21 protein-coding genes are annotated in these 25,706 nt (G+C 71.5%); 11 read left to right on the forward strand and 10 right to left on the reverse strand.

Translation table 11 applies throughout. The features are described 5' to 3' along the window. Positions 1–5 precede the first annotated feature (5 nt). The gene (locus tag AB0M62_RS03885; protein WP_366072486.1) at positions 6–791 is read right to left on the reverse strand and encodes an SDR family oxidoreductase; all 786 of its coding nucleotides are present in this window, start codon (positions 789–791) and stop codon (positions 6–8) included. Positions 792–906: 115 nt separating this feature from the next. Between AB0M62_RS03885 and AB0M62_RS03890 the strand changes: the two genes are divergently transcribed. The 3 genes from AB0M62_RS03890 to AB0M62_RS03900 all read left to right on the forward strand — a co-directional run bounded on the left by AB0M62_RS03890 (position 907) and on the right by AB0M62_RS03900 (position 3,423). Further along, complete coding sequence (locus tag AB0M62_RS03890; protein WP_366072487.1) at positions 907–2,052, forward strand: acyl-CoA dehydrogenase family protein; 1,146 nt, start codon at positions 907–909, stop codon at positions 2,050–2,052. Next, complete coding sequence (locus tag AB0M62_RS03895; RefSeq protein ID WP_366072488.1) at positions 2,052–3,023, forward strand: acyl-CoA dehydrogenase family protein; 972 nt, start codon at positions 2,052–2,054, stop codon at positions 3,021–3,023. The genes AB0M62_RS03890 and AB0M62_RS03895 overlap by 1 nt, the downstream gene beginning before the upstream one ends. 112 nt (positions 3,024–3,135) lie before the next feature. Further along, complete coding sequence (locus AB0M62_RS03900; RefSeq protein ID WP_366072489.1) at positions 3,136–3,423, forward strand: hypothetical protein; 288 nt, start codon at positions 3,136–3,138, stop codon at positions 3,421–3,423. Between the two features lie 3 nt (positions 3,424–3,426). On the opposite strand, the gene AB0M62_RS03905 is transcribed toward AB0M62_RS03900, so the two are convergent. Both AB0M62_RS03905 and AB0M62_RS03910 read right to left on the reverse strand, forming a co-directional pair. Then, on the reverse strand, positions 3,427–3,993 hold the full coding sequence (locus AB0M62_RS03905; RefSeq protein ID WP_366072490.1) for a HutD family protein: 567 nt from the start codon (positions 3,991–3,993) through the stop codon (positions 3,427–3,429). After that, positions 3,990–4,733 carry a VWA domain-containing protein gene (locus AB0M62_RS03910; RefSeq protein WP_366072491.1) on the reverse strand — a complete coding sequence of 248 codons (744 nt, stop codon included), beginning with the start codon at positions 4,731–4,733 and terminating at the stop codon, positions 3,990–3,992. Before AB0M62_RS03910 ends, AB0M62_RS03905 begins: the two co-directional genes overlap by 4 nt. 211 nt (positions 4,734–4,944) lie before the next feature. Here AB0M62_RS03910 and AB0M62_RS03915 point away from each other — a divergent pair, with 211 nt between their 5' ends. Next, positions 4,945–5,877, forward strand: coding sequence for a rhomboid family intramembrane serine protease (locus AB0M62_RS03915; protein WP_366072492.1), 933 nt, complete (start codon positions 4,945–4,947; stop codon positions 5,875–5,877). Positions 5,878–5,975: 98 nt separating this feature from the next. Here the strand turns inward: AB0M62_RS03915 and AB0M62_RS03920 are convergent, their stop codons facing one another. From AB0M62_RS03920 to AB0M62_RS03930, 3 genes are all read right to left on the reverse strand, one after another. Continuing rightward, positions 5,976–7,436, reverse strand: coding sequence for a glutamate synthase subunit beta (locus AB0M62_RS03920; protein WP_366072493.1), 1,461 nt, complete (start codon positions 7,434–7,436; stop codon positions 5,976–5,978). Then, on the reverse strand, positions 7,429–11,985 hold the full coding sequence (gene gltB, locus AB0M62_RS03925) for a glutamate synthase large subunit (protein WP_366072494.1): 4,557 nt from the start codon (positions 11,983–11,985) through the stop codon (positions 7,429–7,431). Before gltB ends, AB0M62_RS03920 begins: the two co-directional genes overlap by 8 nt. Before the next feature lie 298 nt (positions 11,986–12,283). Then, positions 12,284–13,015: a VIT1/CCC1 transporter family protein gene (locus AB0M62_RS03930; RefSeq protein ID WP_366072495.1), complete on the reverse strand. Its 732-nt coding sequence runs from the start codon at positions 13,013–13,015 to the stop codon at positions 12,284–12,286. Between the two features lie 259 nt (positions 13,016–13,274). Here AB0M62_RS03930 and AB0M62_RS03935 point away from each other — a divergent pair, with 259 nt between their 5' ends. The 7 genes from AB0M62_RS03935 to AB0M62_RS03965 are packed head-to-tail and all read left to right on the forward strand — an operon-like array spanning position 13,275 to position 21,556. Then, the gene (locus AB0M62_RS03935; protein ID WP_366072496.1) at positions 13,275–14,300 is read left to right on the forward strand and encodes an ADP-ribosylglycohydrolase family protein; all 1,026 of its coding nucleotides are present in this window, start codon (positions 13,275–13,277) and stop codon (positions 14,298–14,300) included. Further along, entirely contained in the window at positions 14,297–15,799 is a 1,503-nt protein-coding gene (locus AB0M62_RS03940) for an ADP-ribosylglycohydrolase family protein (protein WP_366072498.1), read from the forward strand. The genes AB0M62_RS03935 and AB0M62_RS03940 overlap by 4 nt, the downstream gene beginning before the upstream one ends. 7 nt (positions 15,800–15,806) lie before the next feature. After that, positions 15,807–16,949, forward strand: a complete 1,143-nt coding sequence (locus AB0M62_RS03945; protein ID WP_366072499.1) for an ADP-ribosylglycohydrolase family protein — start codon at positions 15,807–15,809, stop codon at positions 16,947–16,949. Next, complete coding sequence (locus AB0M62_RS03950; protein ID WP_366072684.1) at positions 16,949–18,640, forward strand: ADP-ribosylglycohydrolase family protein; 1,692 nt, start codon at positions 16,949–16,951, stop codon at positions 18,638–18,640. Before AB0M62_RS03945 ends, AB0M62_RS03950 begins: the two co-directional genes overlap by 1 nt. Beyond that, positions 18,637–19,539 carry a ribokinase gene (rbsK, locus tag AB0M62_RS03955; protein ID WP_366072500.1) on the forward strand — a complete coding sequence of 301 codons (903 nt, stop codon included), beginning with the start codon at positions 18,637–18,639 and terminating at the stop codon, positions 19,537–19,539. Before AB0M62_RS03950 ends, rbsK begins: the two co-directional genes overlap by 4 nt. Further along, the gene (locus AB0M62_RS03960) at positions 19,536–20,729 is read left to right on the forward strand and encodes a CoA transferase (protein ID WP_366072501.1); all 1,194 of its coding nucleotides are present in this window, start codon (positions 19,536–19,538) and stop codon (positions 20,727–20,729) included. The genes rbsK and AB0M62_RS03960 overlap by 4 nt, the downstream gene beginning before the upstream one ends. Then, positions 20,726–21,556: a CoA ester lyase gene (locus AB0M62_RS03965; RefSeq protein WP_366072502.1), complete on the forward strand. Its 831-nt coding sequence runs from the start codon at positions 20,726–20,728 to the stop codon at positions 21,554–21,556. The genes AB0M62_RS03960 and AB0M62_RS03965 overlap by 4 nt, the downstream gene beginning before the upstream one ends. 91 nt (positions 21,557–21,647) lie before the next feature. Here the strand turns inward: AB0M62_RS03965 and lgt are convergent, their stop codons facing one another. The 4 genes from lgt to trpB all read right to left on the reverse strand — a co-directional run bounded on the left by lgt (position 21,648) and on the right by trpB (position 25,640). Then, entirely contained in the window at positions 21,648–22,637 is a 990-nt protein-coding gene (gene lgt, locus AB0M62_RS03970; protein ID WP_366072503.1) for a prolipoprotein diacylglyceryl transferase, read from the reverse strand. Between the two features lie 101 nt (positions 22,638–22,738). Next, positions 22,739–23,518: a thioredoxin domain-containing protein gene (locus AB0M62_RS03975; RefSeq protein ID WP_366072504.1), complete on the reverse strand. Its 780-nt coding sequence runs from the start codon at positions 23,516–23,518 to the stop codon at positions 22,739–22,741. A 74-nt stretch (positions 23,519–23,592) separates the two neighbouring features. Then, positions 23,593–24,405, reverse strand: a complete 813-nt coding sequence (gene trpA, locus AB0M62_RS03980; RefSeq protein WP_366072505.1) for a tryptophan synthase subunit alpha — start codon at positions 24,403–24,405, stop codon at positions 23,593–23,595. Further along, a complete protein-coding gene (gene trpB / locus AB0M62_RS03985) occupies positions 24,402–25,640 on the reverse strand; it encodes a tryptophan synthase subunit beta (RefSeq protein WP_366072506.1) in 1,239 nt (412 codons plus the stop codon). Before trpB ends, trpA begins: the two co-directional genes overlap by 4 nt. Positions 25,641–25,706 lie beyond the last annotated feature (66 nt).

Consider the following 25,706-nt stretch of genomic DNA (forward strand, 5'->3'; position numbering starts at 1 on the left):
GCGGGCTACGCATGCTGGCTGCTGACGGAGACCGTCTCGCCCGTCATGTAGGAGGAGTAGCCGCTGGCGAGGAAGACGATGACGTTGGCGACCTCCCAGGGTTCGGCGTACCGCCCGAAGGCCTCACGCGCCGTCAGCTCTTCGAGCAGCTCGGGCGTGGTGACCTTGGCCAGGTGCGGGTGCATCGCGAGGCTCGGCGCGACGGCGTTGACGCGGACGCCGTACTCGGCGGCCTCGACCGCCGCGCACCGGGTGAGCGCCATGACGCCGGCCTTGGCGGCGGCGTAGTGGGCCTGGCCGGCCTGCGCGCGCCAGCCGATGACGGAGGCGTTGTTGACGATGACGCCTCCCGTGCCCTTCGCCTTCAGGGAGCGAAGCGCGGCGCGGGTGCAGCGGAAGGTGCCGTTCAGTGTCACGTCGAGGACGTTCGACCACTGCTCGTCGGTCATGTCGACGAGCGTCGCGGTGCCGCCCAGGCCTGCGTTGTTGACGACGATGTCCAGTGCGCCGTGCCTTGCCCCGGCGAGCGCGAGGAGGGCCTGGACCTGGGCCTCGTCGGTGACGTCGCAGGGCAGGGAGGTGACGCGCTCGGCACCGAACTCCTCGGCGAGGGCGGCCTCGGTCTCCTTGAGCCGGCGGGCGTGGGCGTCACCGACGACGATGCTCGCGCCCTCTTCGAGGAACCTGCGGGCGATCGCGCCGCCGATGCCTGCCCCGGCGGCGGCGGTGATGACGGCGGTACGGCCTGCCAGCAGACCGTGGCCCGGTATGTACTGCGGGGCGCCGCCCATACGCGTATCTCCTTGGCTTCCTTCGGGAGCCCGATGGCCGTACGTTACCTACCAAACAGTTGTTAGGGAAGGATGTGCGGATGCCCGCGCCGGTGATGAGGGAGGCGAGTGCCTGATGGACCTGCGGCACACCGCCGAGGAGGAGGCCTTCCGGGCCGAGGCGCGGCAATGGCTCACGGCCCGCGTTCCCGCCGACCCGCTGCCCTCGCTGGAGACCGAAGAGGGCTTCGCGGCCCACCGGGAGTGGGAGGCGCGTCTCCATGCCGACCGCTGGTCGGTCGTCTCCTGGCCCGAGGAGTACGGCGGCCGGGGGGCCGGCATCATGCAGTGGCTGGTCTTCGAGGAGGAGTACTACGCGGCGGGAGCGCCCGGCCGGGTCTCCCAGAACGGCATCAACCTGCTGGCGCCCACACTGTTCGACCACGGCACGGACGAACAGCGCGCCCGCGTCCTGCCGGCCATGGCGAGCGGCGAGGTGATCTGGGCGCAGGCCTGGTCCGAGCCGGAGTCGGGCTCCGATCTCGCCTCGCTCAGGTCGACGGCGGTACGCACCGGGGGCGGCTGGCTGCTGAACGGGCAGAAGACCTGGTCCTCACGGGCCGCCTTCGCCGACCGGGCCTTCGGCATCTTCCGCTCGGATCCTGGTGCCACAAAGCCCCACCACGGGCTGACGTACCTGATGTTCGACCTGTCGGCGCCCGGCGTGACCGTACGTCCGATCGGCCGGCTCGACGGAAAGCCGGCCTTCGCCGAGCTGTTCCTGGACCGGGTCTTCGTCCCGGACGAGGACGTCATCGGGCAGCCCGGCCAGGGCTGGCAGGTCGCCATGTCCACCGCAGGCAACGAGCGCGGGCTCACGCTCCGCTCCCCCGGCCGTTTTCTGGCCGCGGCCGACCGGCTCGTACAGCTGTGGCGTACGGACGGGGATCCGGCCGACACGGCGATGCGGGACAGGATCGCCGACGCCGTCATCGGGGCGCGCGCCTATCAGCTCTTCACCTACGCCAACGCCTCACGCTTCGCGGCGGGCGACGCGATCGGCGCCGAGTCCAGCCTCAACAAGGTGTTCTGGTCGGAGTACGACATCGCGCTGCACGAAGCAGCGCTCGATCTCCTGGGCCCTGACGGCGAGCTGGCGGACGGCGAGTGGTCCGAGTCGTACGTCTTCTCCCTCGCCGGTCCCATCTACGCCGGTACGAACGAGATCCAGCGCGACATCATCGCCGAGCGGCTGCTCGGCCTGCCGAAGGGCCGCCGCTGATGCGCTTCCTCCTCGACGACGAGCAGCGGGACTTCGCCCGCTCGCTGGACGCGATGCTCACGGCCGCGGACACCGCGTCCGCCGCACGGGCCTGGGGTGCCGGGGACCACGGGCCGGGACGGGCACTGTGGTCCCGGCTGGCCGATGCCGGGCTGTTCGCGCTGGCGGTGCCCGAGGCGCACGACGGTCTGGGGCCCCGGCCGGTGGAACTCGCCGTGGCGTTTGTCCAGCTGGGACGGTTCGCCGTGCCGGGGCCGGTGGTCGAGACGGCTGCGACCGCGGTCCTGTTGAGCTCCCTGGTGGAGGAGTGCCCGGCGGCGAAGGAGTGGCTGCCCCGGCTCGCCTCCGGCCGGGCATCGGCGACCCTTCGCCCGGACGGGGGGCGCTACGTGCTGGACGCCGACGCGGTCGACGCCGTCTTCGTCATGAGCGGCGACGAGCTGCGGCTGGCTCCCGGGTACGGGCCGCCGCGGCCGTCGGCCGACCCGGCGCGGCGGCTGTTCCGCCCGGCCGCGGGAGGGGAGCTGCTGGCGAGCGGTCCGGCGGTACGGGAGGCGGCCGGTCGCGCCGAGAACTGGGCGGCCCTGCTGACTGCGGCTCAGGCGATGGGGGTGGGTGACGCCCTTCTCTCCCGGACCGTTGCCTACGCCGGGGAGCGGACCCAGTTCGGCGCGCCGATCGGCTCGTTCCAGGCGGTCAAGCACCGGCTCGCGGACAGCCTGATCGCCTTGGAGTTCGCCCGGCCGCTGTTGTGGGCGGCGGCGCTGTCGCTGGACCCCGTCGAGACGGCGGCGGCGAAGGTGACGGCGGGCGAGGCCGCGTACACGGCCGCCCGGACGGCCCTGCAGCTGCATGGCGCGGTCGGCTACACCGAGGAGCTTGAACTCTCGCTGTGGCTGCGGAAGGCGCGGCCACTGCGCGATGCCTGGGGGACGCCGGCGGTGTGCCGGGCGCGGGTGCTGGCCGGCTGACGCCGGCTTCGGATGCCGTTCCGCGGCGGACGTGGTGTGCTGGCTCCGGGGGTACAGGCCGCCGCCCTGGCGTCGGGGGAGGAACGGACCCGTCACATGGAGGTAGACAACGATGGCCGTGTTCATCCAGGCCGAGCTGCGGGGCGTCACCGCTGACCAGTACGACGCCCTGACCGCCAAGCTCCAGGCGCTGCCCGGCGACGTGTTCGAGGGATGTCTGGCCCACGTCGCCGTACAGACGGAGTCCGGTTTCGAAGTCTTCGATCTGTGGGAGTCCGAGGCGGCGATGGAGAAGTTCGCGCAGGCCATGATGCCTGTTGCCGCCGAGGCCGGAATCAGCGAGCGGGGCGGGAGGCCCAAGATCATGCAGGTGCACAGCTACTGGGTGCCCGGCACGTAGCTCTCAGTCGCTGCGGAGTGTGACGACCGCCGCGCAACCCTCCGTTCGCAGTACGCCGGGCGACTCCCCGGTCGCCAGCACCGCGTCGTACCGCCCGAGCCCGGTGGCCGAAGCGCCTTCGAGGACCGCGGTCCCCTCCAGGACGACGGCCAGGACCGTCCCTCCGGGCGGGACGGTCAGGCGCAGCCGGCCCCGCACCACTGAGGTCTCCGTCTGCGCCCGGCCTCGGCGGTACATGACGTTGAAGTTCGCGACGGGCCCGCCGAGGAGCCGGCACTCGGTCGGCTCGTCGCCCGTGAAGTCCTGTGGCGTGCAGAGCTTGTCCACCCGTCGGCGCTCGCCGCCCACCGTGAGGTCCATGCCCGCGCCCTCGACCATGGTCAGGGTCCGCTCGACGCCGGGGAAGGCGGAGAACGGCCCGTCGACGCCGACCTCCGCGAGGCTCACCCGCCAGGCGAAGTCGTCCATGCCGGCGTCCTCGGGCCAGGCCGCGATGCCGCGGGTGACGCCTCCGCCGTTCTTCCAGGGCACGGCCGTCCGGCCGGCGGCCCGCAGTACGCGTACGGTCAACGGACGACGCCCTGTGCGGTCGCCGCGGCCAGCCAGGCGGGGAACTCGGCGACCAGCCGGTCGTACAGCTCGGCGTCGGAAACCTTGCGCGGGTCGGAGCCGGCGTGGAAGAAACCGGAGTTGTCCACCGGGCGCTTGGCGGGAACGGCGAGTTCGTCGAGCTTGCGCAGGAAGTCGAACTGCGAGCTGCGCGTGTTGCCGAAGCCGACGAACTGCCAGAAGAGCGGCAGCCGAGCGGCCTTGCAGAGATAGCGTTCCGCGGCGTGCTTGCTGATGGGGCCGCCGTCGGTCTGGAAGACGACCAGCGCGGGCGCGGTCGAGCCGCTGTCCAGGTAGTGGTCGATGACCGCGTCCATGGCCAGGTGGTAGCTGGTCCTGCCCATGTGCCCGAGCCCTGCGACGATCTCGGCGACCCTGCCCTGATGGCTCGTCAGCGAGATGTCGGCGACCGCGTCGACGTCGGTGGAGAAGAAGACGACGGGCACACGGCCGTCGTCGTCGAGGTTGGCCGAGAGGCCGAGCACCCGGTCGGCCAGTTCCTGCACGCTTCCGTCGGCGTAGTACGGCTTCATCGATCCGGAGTAATCGAGGACCAGGTAGACCGCTGCGCGAAGGCCGGCCAGGCCGTGCTTCTCGAGAGACATCCCCGCGCTCTTGTAGAGGCTGACCAGCGCGGGCGCGCTCTCCTCCACCTTGCGGAGGCTGATGGCCGGGCCTGCTGTCGTGGTCACGTCGGCCATGCTGGTCTCCGTATCGTGCGGGTGACTGGGAGTCGAGGTTACGTCAGCAGGGCCGCAGCGGCTGGACGACCGGGACCAGGGCTCGACCGGCTTTGCCCGCAAGGATTTCTGCCGGGGCGCACCTGTCCGCCCGGCCGGCTGACGGTATTCGATACCTTGTTCGCCGCCGACCCCACCGGCTCACTGTCCGCACGCCCCTAAGGAGCCGGCCATGGAGGCCGACGTCACCACCTGTTATCGGCACCCCAAGGTCGAGACATATGTGCGCTGCACCCGCTGCGACCGTTACATATGCCCCGACTGCATGCGCGAGGCGGCCGTGGGCCACCAGTGCGTGGAGTGCGTGAAGGAGGGTCACCGGAGCATCCGGCAGGCCCGCACGGTCTTCGGCGGCAAGGTCGCGGGCTCCGCCGTGCCGGTCGTGACGTACGTGCTTATCGCGCTGAACGTCCTCGCGTATCTCGGTGAGCTGGTGCGCCCCGAGATCGTCGACCGGTTCGGGATGCTCGGTCAGGGACTGATCGGGCCCGACGGCGCGTACTACCTGTACGAGAACACGCACTTCGCCGGGTTCGAGGCGGTGGGAGTCGCGGAGGGCGAGTGGTACCGACTCGTCACCGCGGCATTCCTGCACCTGCCGCCCGGGGGCGGAACGTTCGGGATCCTGCACATCGTGCTCAACATGTACGGGCTGTGGAACCTGGGGCGGGTCGTGGAGGACCAGCTCGGCCGCGTCCGGTACCTCGCCCTCTATCTGCTCTCCGCCCTGGGTGGCTCGGTCCTGGTGTTCCTGATCTCACCGCAGGACAACGCGGTGGGGGCGTCCGGCGCGATCTTCGGCCTGGCGGCCTCGTTCTACGTCATCAGCCGCCGGCTGAACCGCGACATGCACGGGGTGAACCGCTTCCTCGCCGGCTTCCTGATCTGGATGGTGATCTCGGCCGGGTTCACCTCGTGGGAAGGCCACCTGGGCGGGCTCCTGTCGGGAGCCTGCGTCACGGCGGCGCTGGCGTACGCGCCCGCGAAGCACCGGACGGTGGTCCAGGCGGCCGCCACCGTGGGCGTACTGATTCTGCTGGTCGCGTTGGCGGTCCTGAAGTCCTCGGAGCTGACAGGACAGCACTCGTCTCCGACGATGCCGTAAGACATGCCGCGGCGCCTGCCCAGTTCCGGTCGGGGAGGGGCAGACGCCGCGGTCAGTTCCGTACGACGCTGTACGGGACGTTTTTTCGGACGGGCCGGTCAGACGAGCAGCGCCCGGTCCGTCGGCTTGACCGGAGCGGGAAGTTCACTCGTTCCGGTGAGGAAGCGGTCGACTCCGCGGGCCGCCGAACGGCCCTCGGCGATCGCCCACACGATCAGCGACTGGCCACGGCCGGCGTCGCCCGCGGCGTACACGCCAGGTACGTTCGTGGCGTAGTCCGCGTCGCGCGCGATGTTGCCGCGCTCGTCGAGCTCCAGGCCGAACTGCTGCACCAGGCCGTTCTCCTGGTCCGTGCCGGTGAAGCCCATGGCCAGGGTGACGAGCTGAGCGGGGATCCTCCGCTCGGTGCCCGGCTTCTGGGTGAGCTTGCCGTCCACGAACTCGACCTCGACGAGGTGCAGGAACTGGACGTTCCCGTCCTCGTCGCCCTCGAAGTGGGTGGTGGAGACGGAGTAGACCCGCTCGCCGCCCTCCTCGTGCGCCGAGGTGACCTTGTACAGCATCGGGAAGGTCGGCCACGGCTGGCCCGCGTTCCGCTCCTCGCCCGGCTTCGGCATGATCTCGAGCTGCGTGACGGACGCCGCACCCTGGCGGTGGGCCGTGCCGACGCAGTCGGCGCCCGTGTCGCCGCCGCCGATGACGACGACGTGCTTGCCTTCGGCGGTGATCGGCGGCGCGACGAAGTCGCCCTCCTGCACCTTGTTGGCGAGCGGCAGGTACTCCATGGCGAAGTGGATGCCGTTCAGCTCCCGCCCGGGGACCGGCAGGTCGCGCGAGACGGTGGCGCCGGCGGCGATCACCACGGCGTCGTACCGCCTGCGCAGCTTCGCCGCGTCGATGTCGCGGCCGATCTCGATCTCGGTGCGGAACTTGGTGCCCTCCGCTCGCATCTGCTCGATGCGGCGGTTGATGTGCACCTTCTCCATCTTGAACTCGGGAATGCCGTACCGGAGCAGACCGCCGATGCGGTCGGCCCGCTCGTACACCGCGACCGTGTGACCCGCCCGGGTCAGCTGCTGGGCGGCGGCCAGGCCCGCCGGGCCCGAGCCGATGACCGCGACCGTCTTGCCGGACAGCCGCTCCGGCGGCTGCGGTGTGACGTCGCCGCTGTCCCACGCCTTGTCGATGATCGAGACTTCGACGTTCTTGATGGTGACGGCCGGCTGGTTGATGCCGAGGACACACGCCGACTCGCACGGAGCCGGGCACAGGCGGCCGGTGAACTCCGGGAAGTTGTTCGTCGCGTGCAGGCGCTCGCTCGCGGCGGCCCAGTCTTCGCGGTAGGCGTAGTCGTTCCACTCGGGGATGAGGTTCCCCAGCGGACAGCCGTTGTGGCAGAAGGGGATGCCGCAGTCCATGCAGCGCCCGGCCTGCTTGCTGATGATCGGCAGCAGCGAACCGGGAACGTAGACCTCGTTCCAGTCCTTCACGCGCTCCGCGACGGGGCGGGTCTTGGCGACCTCGCGTCCCGTGGTGAGAAAGCCCTTAGGGTCAGCCATTGATCGCCGCCTCCATCATCTTCTCGGTGGTCTCGGACTCGGAGAGTCCGGCCAGCTCAGCGGCGTCCTTGGCGGCGAGCACTGCCTTGTACGTGGTCGGAATGATCTTGCTGAAGCGGGCCACGGCGGTGTCCCACTCCACGAGGAGCTTCCCGGCCACGGTCGAGCCGGTCTCCTCCTGGTGGCGGCGCACCACATCGTGCAGCCACTGCTTGTCGGCGTCGGACAGGGCCTCCACCGCCATCAGGTTCCCGGCGTTGACGTTGTCCTTGTCGAGGTCGATGACGTACGCGACACCGCCGGACATGCCGGCCGCGAAGTTGCGTCCGGTCTCGCCCAGCACCACCGCGTGGCCGCCGGTCATGTATTCGCAGCCGTGATCGCCCACGCCCTCCGAGACGACCGTGGCACCGGAGTTGCGGACGCAGAAGCGCTCGCCGGTCCGGCCGCGGAGGAAGATCTCGCCGCCGGTCGCGCCGTAGGCGATGGTGTTGCCCGCGATGGTCGAGAACTCGGCCAGGTGGTCGGCGCCACGGTCCGGGCGGACGATGACGCGGCCGCCCGAGAGGCCCTTGCCGACGTAGTCGTTGGCGTCGCCCTCCAGGCGCAGCGTCACACCACGCGGCACGAAGGCGCCGAAGGACTGGCCGGCCGAGCCGGTGAAGGTGATGTCGATGGTGTCGTCGGGCAGGCCCGCGCCGCCGAACTTCTTGGTGACCTCGTGGCCGAGCATGGTGCCGACGGTCCGGTTGATGTTGCGGATCGCGACCTGTGCGCGGACCGGCTGGGCGTCCTCGGCGGACGAGGCACTCAGCGCATCGGCGGCGAGCTTGATCAGCTCATTGTCGAGGGCCTTCTCCAGACCGTGGTCCTGCTCGATCAGCGCGTGGCGTACGGCGCCGTCCGGCAGCTCGGGGACGTGGAACAGCGGAGCCAGATTGAGGCCCTGCGCCTTCCAGCGGTCCACGGCCCGCTCGGTGTCGAGCAGCTCGGCGTGTCCGACGGCTTCCTCGATCGTACGGAAGCCCAGCTCCGCGAGGAGCTCGCGCACCTCCTCCGCGATGAACTCGAAGAAGTTGACGACGAACTCGGCCTTGCCGGAGAACCGTTCGCGCAGCACGGGGTTCTGCGTGGCGATGCCGACGGGGCAGGTGTCCAGGTGGCAGACGCGCATCATGACGCAGCCGGAGACGACGAGCGGCGCGGTCGCGAAACCGAACTCCTCGGCGCCCAGCAGGGCGGCGATGATCACGTCGCGGCCGGTCTTGAGCTGGCCGTCGGTCTGGACGACGATCCGGTCGCGCAGGCCGTTGAGCAGCAGCGTCTGCTGGGTCTCGGCCAGGCCGAGCTCCCAGGGGCCGCCCGCGTGCTTCAGCGAGGTGAGCGGCGAGGCGCCCGTACCCCCGTCGTGGCCCGAGATCAGGACGACGTCCGCGTGCGCCTTGGAGACGCCCGCGGCGACCGTGCCGACACCGACCTCCGACACCAGCTTCACGTGGATCCGCGCGGCCGGGTTGGCGTTCTTGAGGTCGTGGATCAGCTGAGCCAGGTCCTCGATGGAGTAGATGTCGTGGTGCGGCGGCGGGGAGATCAGACCGACACCCGGGGTGGAGTGCCGGGTCTTGGCGATCCACGGGTACACCTTGGGGCCGGGCAGCTGGCCGCCCTCGCCGGGCTTGGCGCCCTGCGCCATCTTGATCTGGATGTCGTCCGCGTTGACCAGGTATTCGCTGGTCACACCGAAGCGGCCGGAGGCGACCTGCTTGATGCCGGACCGGCGCGCCGGGTCGTACAGGCGGTCCGGGTCCTCGCCGCCCTCACCGGTGTTGGACTTGCCGCCCAGCTGGTTCATGGCGATGGCGAGCGTCTCGTGCGCCTCGCGGGAGATCGAACCGTACGACATGGCGCCGGTGGAGAAGCGCTTGACGATCTCGGAGACCGGCTCGACCTCGTCGATCGAGATGGCTTCCCGGTCCGGCTTGAAGCCGAACAGGCCGCGGAGCGTCATCAGGCGCTCGGACTGCTCGTTCACCCGCTCCGTGTACTTCTTGAAGATGTCGTACCGGCGGTTGCGCGTGGCGTGCTGGAGACGGAAGACCGTCTCGGGGTCGAACAGGTGCGGCTCGCCCTCGCGACGCCACTGGTACTCGCCGCCGATCTCCAGCGCGCGGTGCGCGGAGGGGACACCGGAGGCCGGGTACGCCTTGGCGTGCCGGGCGGCGACCTCCTTGGCGACGACGTCCAGACCGGCGCCGCCGATCTTGGTGGCGGTGCCGTTGAAGTACGTCTCGACGAACGACTCGTCCAGGCCGACGGCCTCGAAGACCTGCGCGCCGCGGTAGGAGGCGACGGTCGAGATGCCCATCTTGGACATGACCTTCAGGACGCCCTTGCCGAGGGCGTAGATCAGGTTGCGGATGGCCTGCTCGGGCTCCATGCCGGGCAGGAAGGTACCGGCGCGGACCAGGTCCTCGACCGACTCCATCGCCAGGTACGGGTTGACGGCGGCGGCGCCGTAGCCGATGAGCAGCGCGACGTGGTGCACCTCGCGGACGTCGCCGGCCTCGACCAGCAGGCCCACCTGAGTGCGCTGCTTGGTGCGGATGAGGTGGTGGTGCACGGCGGAGGTGAGCAGCAGCGACGGGATCGGCGCGTGCTCGGCGTCCGAGTGACGGTCCGAGAGGACGATCAGCCGGGCGCCGTCCTCGATTGCGGCGTCGGCCTCGGCGCAGATCTCGCTGAGGCGGGCGGCCAGGGCTGCGCCGCCGCCGCTGACGCGGTAGAGACCGGAGAGCGTCGCGGCGGTCATGCCCGGCATGTCGCCGTCGGCGTTGATGTGTACGAGCTTGGCCAGCTCGTCGTTGTCGATCACCGGGAAGGGCAGCGTGACGCTGCGGCAGGACGCCGCGGTCGGCTCCAGCAGGTTGCCTGCCGGGCCGAGCGAGGAGTGCAGCGAGGTGACGAGCTCCTCGCGGATGGCGTCCAGCGGCGGGTTGGTGACCTGAGCGAACAGCTGGGTGAAGTAGTCGAAGAGCAGCCGGGGGCGCTCGGACAGGGCCGCGATCGGAGAGTCCGTACCCATGGAGCCGAGCGGCTCGCCGCCGGTCTTGGCCATCGGCGCGAGGATGACCTTCAGCTCCTCCTCGGTGTAGCCGAAGGTCTGCTGGCGGCGGGTGACCGAGGCGTGGGTGTGCACGATGTGCTCGCGCTCGGGGAGGTCCTCGAGCTGGATCTCGCCGGCCTCGAGCCATTCCTGGTACGGGTGCTCCGCGGCCAGGGCGGCCTTGATCTCGTCGTCCTCGATGATCCGCTTCTCGGCGGTGTCGACGAGGAACATCCTGCCCGGCTGCAGCCTGCCCTTGCGGACGACCTTGGCGGGGTCGATGTCGAGGACGCCGACCTCGGAGGAGAGCACGACGAGACCGTCGTCGGTGACCCAGTAGCGGCCGGGGCGCAGACCGTTGCGGTCGAGGACCGCGCCGACCTGGGTGCCGTCGGTGAAGGTGACACAGGCCGGGCCGTCCCAGGGCTCCATCATCGTGGAGTGGTACTGGTAGAAGGCGCGGCGGGCCGGGTCCATGGAGGTGTGGTTCTCCCACGCCTCGGGGATCATCATCAGCACGCTGTGCGGGAGGGACCGGCCGCCGAGGTGCAGCAGCTCCAGGACCTCGTCGAAGGACGCCGAGTCGGACGCGTCCGGCGTACAGACGGGGAAGATCCGCTCGAGCTTCTCCGCGCCGAAGAGGTCGGAGGCGAGCTGGGACTCGCGGGCGCCCATCCAGTTGCGGTTGCCCTTGACCGTGTTGATCTCGCCGTTGTGCGCGACGAAACGGTACGGGTGGGCGAGCGGCCAGCTCGGGAAGGTGTTGGTCGAGAACCGCGAGTGCACGAGCGCGATGGCCGTGGCGAAGCGGCGGTCCGACAGGTCGGGGAAGAAGGGCTCGAGCTGGCCGGTGGTCAGCATGCCCTTGTACACGACCGTCCGGGCCGAGAGCGACGGGAAGTAGACCCCGGCCTCGCGCTCGGCGCGCTTGCGCAGCACGAACGCCTTGCGGTCCAGGTCCAGGCCGCTCGTCCCGTTGGAGACGAAGAGCTGCGAGAACGCCGGCATGGTGGCGCGGGCGCCGTTGCCGAGCAGGTCCGGGGTGACCGGCACCTCACGCCAGCCGAGGACGGTGAGGCCCTCTTCGGCGGCGATGGCCTCGATCTGCGCGACGACCTGTGCGGAGTCGTCGGCGGGCATGAAGGCTATACCGACCGCGTAGGCGCCGGGCTCGGGCAGCTCGAACTCGGTGACCTCACGCAGGAACGCGTCCGGGACCTGGAGAAGGATTCCTGCGCCGTCGCCCGAGTCGGGCTCGGAGCCGGTGGCGCCACGGTGCTCGAGGTTCCGCAGTACGGTCAGCGCCTGCTCGACCAGTGCGTGACTGGGGACACCAGTCAGGGTGGCCACGAACCCGACGCCACAGGCGTCGTGCTCGTTGCGAGGGTCGTACATCCCCTGCTTGGCGGGGCGACCGTCCATGGGCGACCAGGCGTCGGAACGCATCGGCACTCCCGTCGTCGTCGTGGCATATGCAGTTGCCGAGGGACGACGTTGGCCCTCTGCGAAATTTCGTGCAGGTTACATGATGGGGTGCTTCTCGAGAAGCGGATAGCTCATTCCAGCATGCGGACACCGCACTGAGCGGTGAAGGGGGCCGAAGCGGACAGATCATCGACGATCAGCGACCCGTGGCCCATAGCGAAATCGGCTTCATTGCCGCAGCGCTTCCGACCTATGCCCGGTGGTCAGGGTGTCGAAACCGCGTGGAAACAACTACTTATGCGGAACCCTGCATAGAGTCTTAGCCTAGTGCCGTACCGAACAGAGTGCCCAGGACGTACGTCACACCGGCTGCCGCCCCGCCGAGCGCCAGCTGCCGCAGTCCGCTGAACCACCACGACCGTGCCGTGACCCTCGCCACGACCGCCCCGCAGCCGAACAGGCCGAGCAGCGCCAGCGTCACCGCGGGCCACAGGGCGCTCGCCCCCAGGAGGTACGGCAGCACGGGCAGCAGGGCGCCCAGCGCGAAGGAACCGAACGACGACACCGCGGCCACGGTCGGCGACGGCAGATCGCCCGGATCGATTCCCAGCTCCTCTCGCGCGTGGATCTCGAGAGCCTGCTCCGGATCCTTCGACAGCTGCCTGGCCACCTCGCGGGCCAGGTCCGGCTCGACTCCGCGCGACTCGTAGAGTGCGGCCAGTTCCTGCATCTCGTCCTTGGGGTGCTTGCGCAACTCCCGCCGCTCGACGTCCAGTTCCGCCTCGACCAGCTCGCGCTGGGAGGCCACGGAGGTGTACTCGCCGGCCGCCATGGAGAATGCGCCCGCGGCCAGCCCGGCGAGCCCCGTGATCACGATCGCCTGCTGGGACACCGAACCGCCGGCCACACCCGTCATCAGCGCCAGGTTGGAGACCAGGCCGTCCATCGCGCCGAACACTGCGGGACGCAGCCAGCCACCGCTCACATCACGGTGCGTGTGGTTGTCGCGGTGCGCTTCGTGCAGTGCTGCTTCGGTGTCGATTATGGCCATCGCTCGCAGTGCTCCCTTCCCCGGAGTCGCGGCCGAACGGCCCCGTCACTCCCCCTCATGCGTCGAAAGTACGCACGAATCAGGGCCCTCGCCAGCAAGGAAGGCCGTACTTACCGGGCTTCCGACGGCGGCCGACGGGCGCTCGGCGGGCGCTCGGAGGGGCGGGGCGACCGGGTGACACGGGTGTTTCGCGGCGCTCGGCGGGCCCCCGGCGTGGCACGTATCCACAAAGGTGTCCGCAGACGGCGAGAGGCACGCCATGGCGTTGATTGCATGCAATCCCCAAGTCCTCCTCGAACGCGCCAGGGGCGCCTTGCTCGGGCTCGCCGTCGGTGACGCACTGGGCGCTCCCGCGGAGAACATGAAGCCGTCGGAGATCCGGCGCCGCTGGGGCCGGATCGAAGGCTTCGTCGCGGCCGATCCGGCGGGCACGGACGACACGGAGTACGCGATCTTCTCCGGGCTGCTGCTCGCGCGGCACGGCTCGGCGCTCACCGTCGCCCATGTGGAGACGGCCTGGCACCACTGGATCGCCGACCTCGACGAAGGGCCCTTCCGCGGTGCGGGCTTCAGCGAGCGCGGCACGCTGGAGAATCTGCGCCGGGGGCTGGCCGCCCCCATCTCGGCCCAGCACCGCCACGCCTGGAGCGACGGCCTCGCGATGCGCGCCGCTCCCTTCGGCGTCTTCGCGGCGGGCCGCCCGGCCGAGGCGGCGCGGCTGGTCGCCGTCGACGGGTGCGTCAGCCACGACGGCGAGGGCATCTACGGCGGCCAGGCGGTTGCGGCGGGTGTCGCGGCGGCCATGGCGGGCGGTAACACGTCGTCCGTGATCGCCGCCGCGCTGTCCGTCGTCCCCGAGGACTCCTGGACGGCACGCTCGCTGCGGCGCGCGGTGGCAGCCGCCCAGCGGGACGGTCTCCGGCCGGGCACCGACCCCCTGGCCGTCGAGCGCGCGGTCCGCTCTGCTGTGGTCATCGGCGGCTATCCCTGGACGGACCTCGCCCCCGAGGCGGTCGGCCTGGCCTTCGGCGCTTTCGCCGCGGCCCGCGGAGATTTCCCCACGTCGGTTCTGACCGCCGTCAACATGGGCCGTGACGCGGACACGACGGCCGCTGTGGCGGGAGCTCTGGCAGGCGCGATGTCGGGGGAGGCATCGATCCCGGCGGACTGGGGCTCGGCCATCGGCCCGGTGCGGGGCAGCTGCCTCCCCTCCATGCGGGGCTACCACGTTCTCGACATCGCGGAATTGCTCACCCCGGACGTCGACATCGAGGTGATGCCGTGACCACGAACGAAACCGCCCGCCCTCCGGCGGACCCCTGCACCTCCTCCACCCCGGCAGCCGGGGCCGCACCCCCGGCACCTGGGAGCGCCGGCACCCCCACCGCCACGAGCACGCGCAGCGCGCCACAGGGGCCGGTGGGCCTGGCCCCCGGTCCGGGCGGGGGCGGGGCAGGAGAAGACGCCGCCGCCCCGCCCCGGCCGGGCGGCGAGCCCGCGGTCGAGCCGGGCGGGGTCGCGGTGATGCCTGATGAGGCCGTACCTCACGACGCCGACCGCGCGGCTCCGCCCCACGGGTCAGGCGTCGTGGCGTACAGGGCGCGGCCCGGAACCATCGGGGCGTACGTCGGGGAGGTGGCACCCTACCGGCCGGGGGCCATCGAGCCGTACCGGCCCCGCCGCATCGAGGGGCTTCTGCTCGGCCTCGCGGCGGGCGACGCCGCCGGCTGGCCCGCCGCCCGGCACCGCGCCGCACGCATGCCCGAGTGGACGCGCCGGCTCACCCGCGAGCTCGACACCTTCGCCGAGCAGAACGCCACCACCACCCTCCCCGTCCCCATCGCCCTCAACCAGCCGCCGGAGCCGCTCCGCCTCGGCCCCTCCGACGACGCCGAATGGGCCGCCTTCACCGCCGAAACCGTCCTCACCGCCGCCGGCGCGCTGCTCAGCGACCTCGGCCGGTCGCGGCGGATGCGCGCGGCCATCGACCTCGCGTGGAACGCCCTGGCCGGCGAGGTCGCCGCCGCGGCCGAGCGCGCGCCCGAAGTCGAGTCGGCGGTCCTTCCGCTGCGCGCCCGGATCTCCGTCCGCGCGGGTCTGGGCAACCTGGCCAAAGGCCTCCGCCCGCCCGCGACCGGCCACGACAACCCGCACTACTTCGACGACGCCGCCTGCGTACGGGCTGTCGTACTCGCCGTGGTCCACCCCGGCGACCCGTCCGCCGCGGCCGGGCTGGCCGACTTCGACGCGCGGTACACCCAGGACGGCGACGGCGTGCACGGCGCCCGGGCGATGGCCGCGGCCGTCGCCGCCGCGCTCGGCGGCGCGGACGTCGACACCGCCGTGGAAGCCGCCCTCGCCCAGCTTCCGGGGTCGACAGAGATCGGTCGCAACGCCCGGCACGCGGTGAAGCTCGCCCGCACCACGGACGGCGCCTTCGCGCTCGTACCGCTGCTGGAGCACCAGATCGTCGACCACGTGTACAGCTACGGCATCGCCGCCGCCGAAACCGTCCCCGTGGCCCTCGCCCTCGCGACCGCCGCCGGCGGCCGGGTCACCGAGGCCGTGCCCGCCGCGGCCTGCCTTTCCCGGGTCGCGGACTCCGCCCCCGCCCTGGCCGGAGCCCTGACCGGGGCGATCGGCGGCGGCGAGTCACTGCCCGCCACCTGGCGGGAGGCCTGCCGGACGCTCTCGGGGTGCGCTCTCCCCCGCTTCGCCGGAACCGATCTCGTGGAACTCGCCGAACTTCTGGTGCACACGGAACTGACCACACCGGAGGGATGATTCGGACATGACGCTCACATTGGAGGACAGGACGGCGGGCTGCCTCGTCGGCGCCGCGGTCGGTGACGCACTCGGCGGCCCCGTCGAGGGCTGGACCCCGGAACAGATCGCCGAGCGGCACGGCGGACTGGTCCGCGGCATTGTCGGGCCGTTCCACGAGGACTGGCGTACGGCCCGCCCGATCGCCCCGTTCCACAAGGGCGACGGGCATGTCACCGACGACACCCTGATGACGCACGCTCTCGTCCGCGTGTACGCGGTCGTCCGCGACCACCTCGACGCCTACGCGATCGCCGACCACCTGGTCCCGGATCTCATGTCGGCCCCGCGCTGGATTCCCGAACTGGAGGCGGAAGCACTCCCCCTCCAGCGCATCTTCCTGGCCGAGAAGTGGATCGTGGCCCGGCTGCACTACGGCCATGTGGACCCTCGCGAGGCGGGTACCGGCAACATCGTCAACTGCGGGGCGGCGATGTACATGGCACCGGTCGGCGTGGTCAACGCGGGCAATCCGGCGGGCGCGTACGCCGAGGCCCTGGATGTCGCGGGCGCGCACCAGTCCTCGTACGGCCGCGAGGCCGCGGGCGTGTTCGCGGCGACGGTCGCCGCGGCGTTCCTGCCTGGCGCGACGCCCACCACAGTGATCGACCGAGCGCTCGCCCTGGCGAAGGACGGCACCCGGTCCGCGATCGAGGCGGTCTGCGAAGTGGCGGCCCGGCACATGGACTTCGAGTCCGCCCTCACCCCGCTCCGGGAAGCCGTGGCGCCCTTCGACACGGTCGGACCCGACTACCGGGCCCCGTCCCTCGCCGCCCGCCGGCCGTCCCGGCTGCACTCCATCGAGGAACTCCCCATCGCCCTGGGCATGCTGCTGATCGGTGACGGCGACTACCGGCACACCGTCCTCGGCTCGGTGAACTACGGCCGCGACTGCGACTCGATCGCCACCATGGCCGGCGCGATCGCGGGAGCCCTGCGCGGCGAGGGCATCATTCCGCGCGACTGGTCGAAGGAGGTGTCGGAGGCGAGCCGCCTGGACCTGCACGAGCCGGCGACGGCACTCGCCGTAGTCGCCCGGGAGGTCTTCGCCCGCGACGTACAGGGCCGGCGCGCCCATGAGTCCGCCTTCGGCGCGATTGCGGGTACGTGATGCAGCCGCGCACGCCCGCCCCCGGAACCCCTTCCGCCCCCTTCCCCTACGCAGGGGCGCACCCGAGGGGCCGGGCACCGCTCGGGGGGCCCAGCGAGTTCGACGCGCTCAGGCTCACGTGGGTCCAGCCCGAGGACCTGGTCGGCCACGAGCTGCGTCAGGCGGCGGAGGACGGCCGCGACGCCGAGGGGGTACGGCGGCGCTGGCTGGCGGCCGGCGGCCGGACCGCCCCCGAGCGCGCGGGCGCGTCCCCCGCCGCCGTGGACCCCCGCCTGCGCGAGCTGGCCGTACGGCTACTGGACGAACTCGCAATCCTCCCCTCCCCGCTGGCAGCCAACGAACCAGGCGACCTCTCAGGGATCCGGGCAGCCTGCCCGGAGTGGCCCACGACCATTTCGCGCGAGTCCCCGTCGCGCGAGCCTCTGTCACGCGGAGCCATGTCGCCGTGGCCCACGGGAGCAAACCTCGCGACGGCGTGGCCGCAAGGCGGCGGCGCGGCGGAAGTGCGCCGCCGCGCGCCCTGGGCCGGGGTTTCGGGGCCCGCAGCCCGGGGTGCCACGCCCAGCACCGGCACATGGCCGACCGCACTTTGGAGGAAGAACCGTGCCGGCGCGACCGGGGCGGGAAGTTCCGCCCTCCTCCCGCGCCTGCACGCCGCCTGGCTGGGACGGGCCGTCGGCTGCCTGCTCGGGAAGCCCGTCGAGAAGCTGCCCCTGCCCGCCATTCGCGCGCTCGCCCGGGCCACCGGCAACTGGCCCCTGCGGACCTGGTTCACGGGCCGCGGGCTGCCCGCGGACCTCGCGGCCCGCCACCCGTGGAACCGCCGCAGCGCCCCGACCTCCCTCGCCGAGAACATCAACGGCATGCCCGAGGACGACGACCTCAACTACCCGCTCCTCAACCTGCTCCTGCTCCAGCGGTACGGCCGGGACTTCAGTACCACCGACGTCGCCCGGCTCTGGCTGGACGAGCTTCCGGCCGGGCGGACCTTCACCGCCGAGCGCGTCGCGTACCGCAATCTCCTCGACGGCATCGAGCCACCGCACACCGCCACCCATCGCAACCCGTTCCGCGAGTGGATCGGCGCCCAGATCCGGGCCGACGTGCACGGCTGGACACACCCCGGCGACCCGGCCGCCGCGGCCGGGCAGGCGTACCGGGACGCCACCCTCACGCACACCGCGAACGGCGTGTACGGCGCGATGTTCGTGGCAGCCGCCCTCGCGGAGGCGGCCGGCGGGACCACCGACGTCCACACCTGCCTGCGCACCGGACTGTCCGTCGTCCCTCCGGACTCCCGCCTGGCGCATGCGGTCCGGTTCGGTATCGACGCCGCCCAAAGCGGGACCGGCGATTTCGACCAGGTGGTGGACGAGCTCCACGCCGCCTACGGCCAGCACCACTGGGTACACGTCCTTCCCAACGCCGCCCTCCTCGCAGCCGCCCTCACCCACGCGGACGGCGACTTCACCGGCTCCGTCTGCCGTGCGGTGTCCGGCGGCTGGGACACCGACTCCAACGGCGCCACCGCCGGATCCCTCGCCGGACTCATCGCGGGCAGTCCCGCCGCGATCCCGCCCCGCTGGACGGCTCCCCTGCGGAACCGCCTCGCCACCTCGGTCGCGGCCCTGGACGGCATCGGCTTCGACACCCTGGCAGCACTCACCGCACAGGAGGCAGTCCACCCATGACCACCATCGCCGTGCTGGGCAGCACGAACATGGACCTCGTCGCGTACGTGGCGAAGGCCCCGCGGCGCGGGGAGACCGTCACGGGACGTGAGTTCCGTACGGTCCCCGGCGGCAAGGGCGCGAACCAGGCGGTCGCCGCCGCGCGCGCCGGCGGCACGGTGGCGATGATCGGCGCGGTGGGCGCCGACGAGTTCGGCGTACGGCTGCGCGCCACCCTGGCCGCCTCCGGGGTCGACACCGACGGGCTGCGCACCGTCGAGGGCGCGAGCGGCACCGCGCACATCGTGGTGGACGACGAGGGTGGCAACTCGATCGTCGTGGTGCCGGGCGCGAACGGCACGGTGACCGGGCTCGAACCGGGCGACGAGGACCGTATCGCCGCCGCCGAAGCCCTGCTCCTCCAGCTCGAACTCCCCATGTCCGGTGTGCTCGCCGGTGCGCGCGCGGCTCGCGTCCACGGCGTACGGACGGTCCTCACCCCTGCCCCCGCTCAACCGCTGCCGGCCGAACTCCTCGCCGTGACCGACCTGTTGGTTCCCAACGAGCACGAGGCCGCCGCACTCACCGGGCTCACCGAGCCGCACGAGGCGGCCGAGGCCCTGCTGCGCCAGGTACCGGAGGTGGTGATCACCCTGGGCGCGGCGGGCAGTCTGTACGCGGCCCGCGGCGCCGGCGGACCGGTCACCGTGCCGGCCCCGGAGGTACGGGCCGTGGACACGACGGCGGCGGGCGACACCTTCGTCGGGGCGCTCACCGTGGCCGTGGGTGAGGGCAGGCCGATGCCCGAGGCCCTGGCCTGGGCGTCGGCCGCCGCCGCTCTCTCCGTCCAGCGGCCCGGCGCCTCCGCGTCGATGCCGGCGCGCAACGAGATCGACGCCCAGTCGGAAGGCACCGCATGACGGCCCCCGCCCCGCTCGCGGGCCTTCGCGTACTGGACCTCGCCACCCTCTTCGCGGGCCCGCTCGCCGCCACGATGCTCGGGGACTTCGGTGCCGAGGTCATCAAGGTCGAGCATCCGCACCGGCCGGATCCCTCCCGCGGCCACGGTCCGGCCAAGGACGGCGTGGGGCTGTGGTGGAAACTGCTGGGCCGCAACAAACGCACCATGACACTGGACCTGTCCACACCGGGGGGCCGGGAGGTCCTGCTCGCCCTCGCCGCGGAATCCGATGTGATCATCGAGAACTTCCGGCCCGGCACCCTGGAGAAGTGGAATCTCGGCTGGAGCGAGCTGAGCGCCGCGAACCCGCGCCTGGTACTGGCCCGCGTCACCGGCTTCGGCCAGTTCGGCCCGTACTCCCATCGCCCCGGATTCGGCACCCTGGCCGAGGCGATGAGCGGCTTCGCCGTGATCACCGGCGAGCCCGACGGGCCGCCCACCCTCCCGCCGTTCGGTCTGGCCGACTCGATCGCCGCTCTCTCGACCGCGTACGCCGTGATGACCGCGCTCGCCGGACGGGACGTCACGGGGCGCGGCCAGGTTGTCGACATGGCGATCATCGAGCCGATCCTCATGGCCATCGGCCCGCATCCGATCTGGTACGACCAGCTCGGTTACGTACAGCCGCGCACCGGCAACCGCTCCGCCAACAACGCGCCGCGCAACACCTACCGCGCCGCCGACGGCAGCTGGCTCGCGGTCTCCACCTCGGCGCAGTCCGTCGCCGAACGGGTCCTGCACCTGGTCGGCCGCCCCGAGCTGATCGACGAGCCCTGGTTCGCGACGGGGACCGGCCGGGCCGCTCACGCGGAGGTGCTCGACGAGGCGGTCGGCGGCTGGATCGCCGCGCACGACCGCGACGAGGTCATCACCGCCTTCGAAAAGGCGGAGGCCGCGGTCGCTCCGGTCTACGACGTCCGCGATGTGCTGACCGACCCGCAGTACCAGGCACTCGGCACGATCACGGAGGTCGAGGACGAGGAACTCGGGCCTCTTCGGATGCAGAACGTCCTGTTCCGCCTCTCCGAGACGCCGGGCTCCATCCGCTGGGCGGGCCGCCCGCACGGCGCGGACACGGAGGAGATCCTGACCGGACTCGGGCTGTCCACGCAGGAGATCTCCCGCCTCCGGGAGGGCGGCGCGCTGTGACGGACGCCTACCTGACCTGGCTGTACGCCCCCGGGGACCGCCCTCACGTGGTGGCCAAGGCTCTCGCCTCCGGAGCCGACGTCGTGCTGGTCGACCTGGAGGACGCGGTCGCGCCCGGCCGCAAGGAGTGGGCCCGCTCGGCCACCACCGAATTGCTCGCCGCCCCCCAGCGGGTCCCCGTGCACGTCCGCGTCAACGCCCTCGACAGCCCCCTCGGCGTCGCGGACATCGCCGCCCTGGCCGGGCTCCCGGGTCTCGGAGGCCTGCGCCTGCCGAAGATCACGCACCCCTCGGAGGTCCTCCGCGTCGTCGGCCTGACCGGTCCGGACCGGCGCAAAGGGCCGCCGCTCTACGCGCTGCTCGAGTCCGCGCTGGGCGTCGAGCGCGCCTTCGGCATCGCCGCCGCCCACCCCGCCCTGCGCGGTATCGCGCTCGGCGAGTCCGATCTGAGGGCCGACCTCGGCGTCGCGGACGAGGGGCTCGACTGGGCGCGGGCCCGGACCGTGGTGGCCGCCCGGGCGGCAGGTCTGTCACCGCCCGCGCAGTCGGTCTTCCCCGACGTACGTGACGTCGACGGCCTGGCGCGCTCCTGCGCGCACGGCCGGGCACTGGGGTTCCTGGGGCGGACTGCGATCCATCCGCGCCAGCTTCCGGTGATCGAGCGGGCGTATCTGCCCACGTGCGAGGAGTTGGCGGCGGCCGAGGACATCGTGAAGGCGGCCGCCACGGACGGCGGGGCGCTGGCCCTGCCCGACGGCCGTTTCGTGGACGCGGCGGTGGTGGCCGGGGCGCGCCGCACCCTGGCCCTGGCCCAGCGCCCGAGGTAGAAAAACCCCGACGTACGTGAGGGGCCGCGGCACCGGGTCGTCGATGCCGCGGCCCCTCACGTACGTCGTCGGGCTGCCTCGTCGGGCCGCCTCAGGACTTCTTCGCGGCCTCCGTGCCGTCGGCGGTGTTCACGTCACCGTCCGGCCTGCCGTCGGCCGACGGGGAGCCCTCGAGCTCCTCCCGGCCCTCGGCCGCATCAGAAGCATCGGGGGCGTCGGCTGCGGAACCGGCCTTGCTGCCCGCCTTGCTCCTGTCGCGGTCTCCGGACGGGTCCGGCTCCACGATCTCCTCGCGTCCCGGCCGCAGCCGGGCCGAGAAGACCAGGTAGACCACGGCGAGCACGAAGACGACGATCGAGGTCCAGACGTTGAGCCGCAGCCCCAGCACATGGTGTGCCTCGTCCACGCGCATGTACTCGATCCAGCCCCGGCCCACGCAGTACGCGGCGACGTACAGCGCGAACGCCCGGCCGTGTCCGAGCTTGAAGCGGCGGTCGGCCCAGATGACCAGCAGCGCGACGCCGATGCACCACAGCGACTCGTACAGGAACGTCGGGTGGTAGGTCCCGGCGACCCGGTTGTCCCCCTCGCTGATCTTCAGCGCCCACGGCAGGTCGGTGGCCCGCCCGTAGAGCTCCTGGTTGAACCAGTTGCCCCAGCGGCCGATGGCCTGTGCGAGGGCGATACCGGGAGCGAGCGCATCGGCCCAGGCAGGCAGCGGGATACCGCGCCGGCGGCAGCCGATCCAGGCGCCGAGCGCGCCGAGCGCGATCGCACCCCAGATACCGAGGCCGCCCTCCCAGATCTTGAAGGCGTCGACCCAGTTCTGGCCCTCGCTGAAGTACAGCTGGTAGTCGGTGACGACGTGATAGAGCCGCCCGCCGACAAGGCCGAAGGGCACCGCCCAGACGGCGATGTCGGCAACGGTGCCGGGGCGGCCACCGCGCGCGATCCAGCGCTTGTTGCCGAGCCAGACAGCGACGAAGACGCCGATGATGATGCAGAACGCGTAGCCGCGCAGCGGGATCGGTCCGAGATGGATCACGCCGGTCGACGGGCTGGGGATATAAGCAAGGTCCATGGCAGGTCCGACGCTACCGTGCCGGGCGGGACCCAGGGCAACCCACCCGGCAACGTCTCCATAACTCCATGCCGCTGAACAACTCCAGGGCGCGCTGAGCGTCAGCCCTTCGCCGCCTCCTCGACCTTCTGCTTCAGCTTCTCCGGCGTCAGCGGGTTCTGCTGGTCGGCGTAGATGTTCTCCCCGTTGAGCAGGACCGTCGGGGTGCCGCCGAAGCCGCCGGCCTGGAACGCCTCGTTGGATTTGGCGACCCAGCTGTTGTGCGTGCCATTGTTGACGCACTGCTTGAACTCGGCTGTGGCGAGTCCGGGGACTTTGCCCGCGAGCTCGATCAGGTGGTCGTTGTCGGCGAAGGCGTCGTCCGGCTCGGGCGGCTGGTTCTGGAAGAGGACGTCGTGGTACTCGGTGAACTTTCCGGCGTCCTGCGCACAGGCCGCCGCGTTCGCGGAGCGCAGCGACCCGCTGCCCCCCATGTTCCCGTCGATGAGGGTCACGAGGTGGTACTCGGCCTTGAGCTGTCCCTTGTCCGAGAGCTCGTGGATCGTGCTCCGGTAGTTGTCCTCGAAGGATTTGCACGCCGGGCAGCGGAAGTCCTCCCAGATGACGAGAGTGGACTTGGCACTGTCCTGCCCCACGGGAATCGCGAGAGCGTCCTTCCCCGTCGCGCCGCTCGGCGCGACGACAGGACCCGCGGTGTCCTCGTCGCCGTCGCCGGCGTTGGCGGCGATCAGGCCCACCACCGCGGCCAGGCCGAGTACGCCGACGACGGCGGCGGACACGATCAGCGTTCGCCGGCGCCTGTCGCGCGCCTTCTGCCGCTCGCGGTCCTCGATGAGTCGCTCACGGGCAGCTCGTTTTCCATCACGGTTGTTCTCGCTCACGTTCCGCAAACGAACCGGGGAGGCACTCGCGTGCCTCCCCGCCCCATATCCACCCGTACGAGCGACGCGAGGCGTCAGCGGCGACGTACGCCTGCCGCGAGCTCGCCCGCCAGCGCCTGCACGTCAGCCAGGCCCGCCGCCAGGTCCGGAGCGTCCAGCAGCCGCTTGACGAAGGCCGATCCGACGATCACACCGTCCGCGAATCCGGCGACCTCACGGGCCTGCTCGGCGTTCGACACGCCCAGCCCGACGCACACCGGCAGGTCCGTCGTCGCGCGCGTGCGCCGCACCAGGTCCTGCGCCTCCGCGCCGACCGACTCGCGGGTGCCCGTGACGCCCATCAGCGAGGCCGCGTACACAAAGCCGGAACCGGCGGCCGTAATGGTGGCCAGCCGTTCGTCCTTGCTGCTCGGCGCCACCACGAACACCGTCGCGAGACCGTGCTTCTCAGCGTGCCGGCGCCACACCGCGGACTCCTGGACGGGCAGGTCGGGCAGGATGCACCCGGCGCCTCCGGCCCGCGCGAGCTCCGCGGTGAAACGCTCGATGCCGTAGCGGTCGATCGGGTTCCAGTACGTCATGACGAGCACGGGCGCACCGGTCGCCTCGTGCGCTTCGCGCACGGTCCGCATCACGTCGGCGATCTTCACACCGCCGCGCAGCGCGATGTCGTCGGCGGTCTGGATGACCGGTCCGTCGAGGACGGGGTCGCTGTGCGGCAGCCCGACCTCCACCACATCGGCGCCACCCGCGACGACCGCCTTCACGGCCGCGATGCCACCGTCCACCGTGGGGAATCCGGCCGGCAGATAGGCGACGAGCGCCGCCCGGTCCTCCGCCTTCGCCTTGGCCAGGACCTGTCCCAACAGCTCTACGTTGCCGCTCACTTGGCCCCCTTCTGGTCGTAGAGCCCGAAGTAGCGGGCCGCGGTGTCCATGTCCTTGTCGCCACGGCCGGACAGGTTGACGATCAGCAACCCGTCCTTGCCCAGCTCCTTGCCCAGCTGCAGAGCGCCGGCCAGCGCGTGCGCGCTCTCGATGGCCGGGATGATCCCCTCGGTCCTGGACAGCAGCCGCAGGGCCTGCATGGCCTCGTCGTCGGTCACCGCGCGGTACTCGCCGCGCCCGGTGTCCTTCAGATACGCGTGCTCGGGCCCGATGCCCGGGTAGTCGAGACCGGCCGAGATCGAGTACGGCTCGGTGATCTGGCCTTCCTCGTCCTGGAGCACGTACGAGCGCGAGCCGTGCAGAATCCCGGGCTCACCGGCGCTCAGCGTGGCCGCGTGTTCGCCGGTCTCGATCCCGTGGCCCGCGGGCTCGAAGCCCACCAGCCGCACACCGGCGTCCGGAAGGAACGCGTGGAACAGTCCGATCGCATTGGACCCCCCGCCCACACAGGCCGCCACGGCGTCCGGCAGGCGGCCGGCGCGCTCCAGGATCTGCCTCCGCGCCTCCACCCCGATGACGCGGTGGAAGTCCCGCACCATGGCCGGGAACGGGTGTGGCCCCGCCACCGTCCCGAAGAGGTAGTGGGTCCGGTCCACATTGGCGACCCAGTCCCGGAACGCCTCGTTGATGGCGTCCTTCAGCGTCCTGCTGCCGGACTTCACCGCGACGACCTCGGCCCCCAGCATGCGCATCCGCGCCACGTTCAGCGCCTGGCGCTCGGTGTCGATCTCGCCCATGTAGATGGTGCACTCGAGCCCGAACAGAGCACACGCGGTCGCCGTGGCGACACCGTGCTGCCCGGCACCGGTCTCCGCGATGACGCGGGTCTTGCCCATGCGCCTGGTGAGCAGCGCCTGCCCGAGCACATTGTTGATCTTGTGTGAACCGGTGTGGTTCAGGTCTTCCCGCTTGAGGAACACCCGCGCCCCGCCCGCATGCTCCGCGAACCGCGGCACCTCGGTCAGCGCGCTCGGCCGCCCGGTGTAGTTGACGAGCAGATCGTCGAGCTCGGCCGCGAAAGCCGGATCGGCCTTCGCCTTGTCGTACTCGACGGCGACCTCGTCGACCGCGGCGACGAGCGCCTCGGGGATGAACTTGCCACCGAAGTCGCCGAAGTAGCCCTCGGCGCTGGGGACTTGACCGTCCGGATCCGGAATGAAGAAGTCAGAAGACATCCGACATACTCCTCAGAGAGGGCTTTTCGCCCATATATGTCTCAACGGGTGGAATTCACCGTATGC

This window comes from Streptomyces sp. NPDC051219, from assembly GCF_040682335.1.
In the GTDB taxonomy this organism is placed as follows: domain Bacteria; phylum Actinomycetota; class Actinomycetes; order Streptomycetales; family Streptomycetaceae; genus Streptomyces.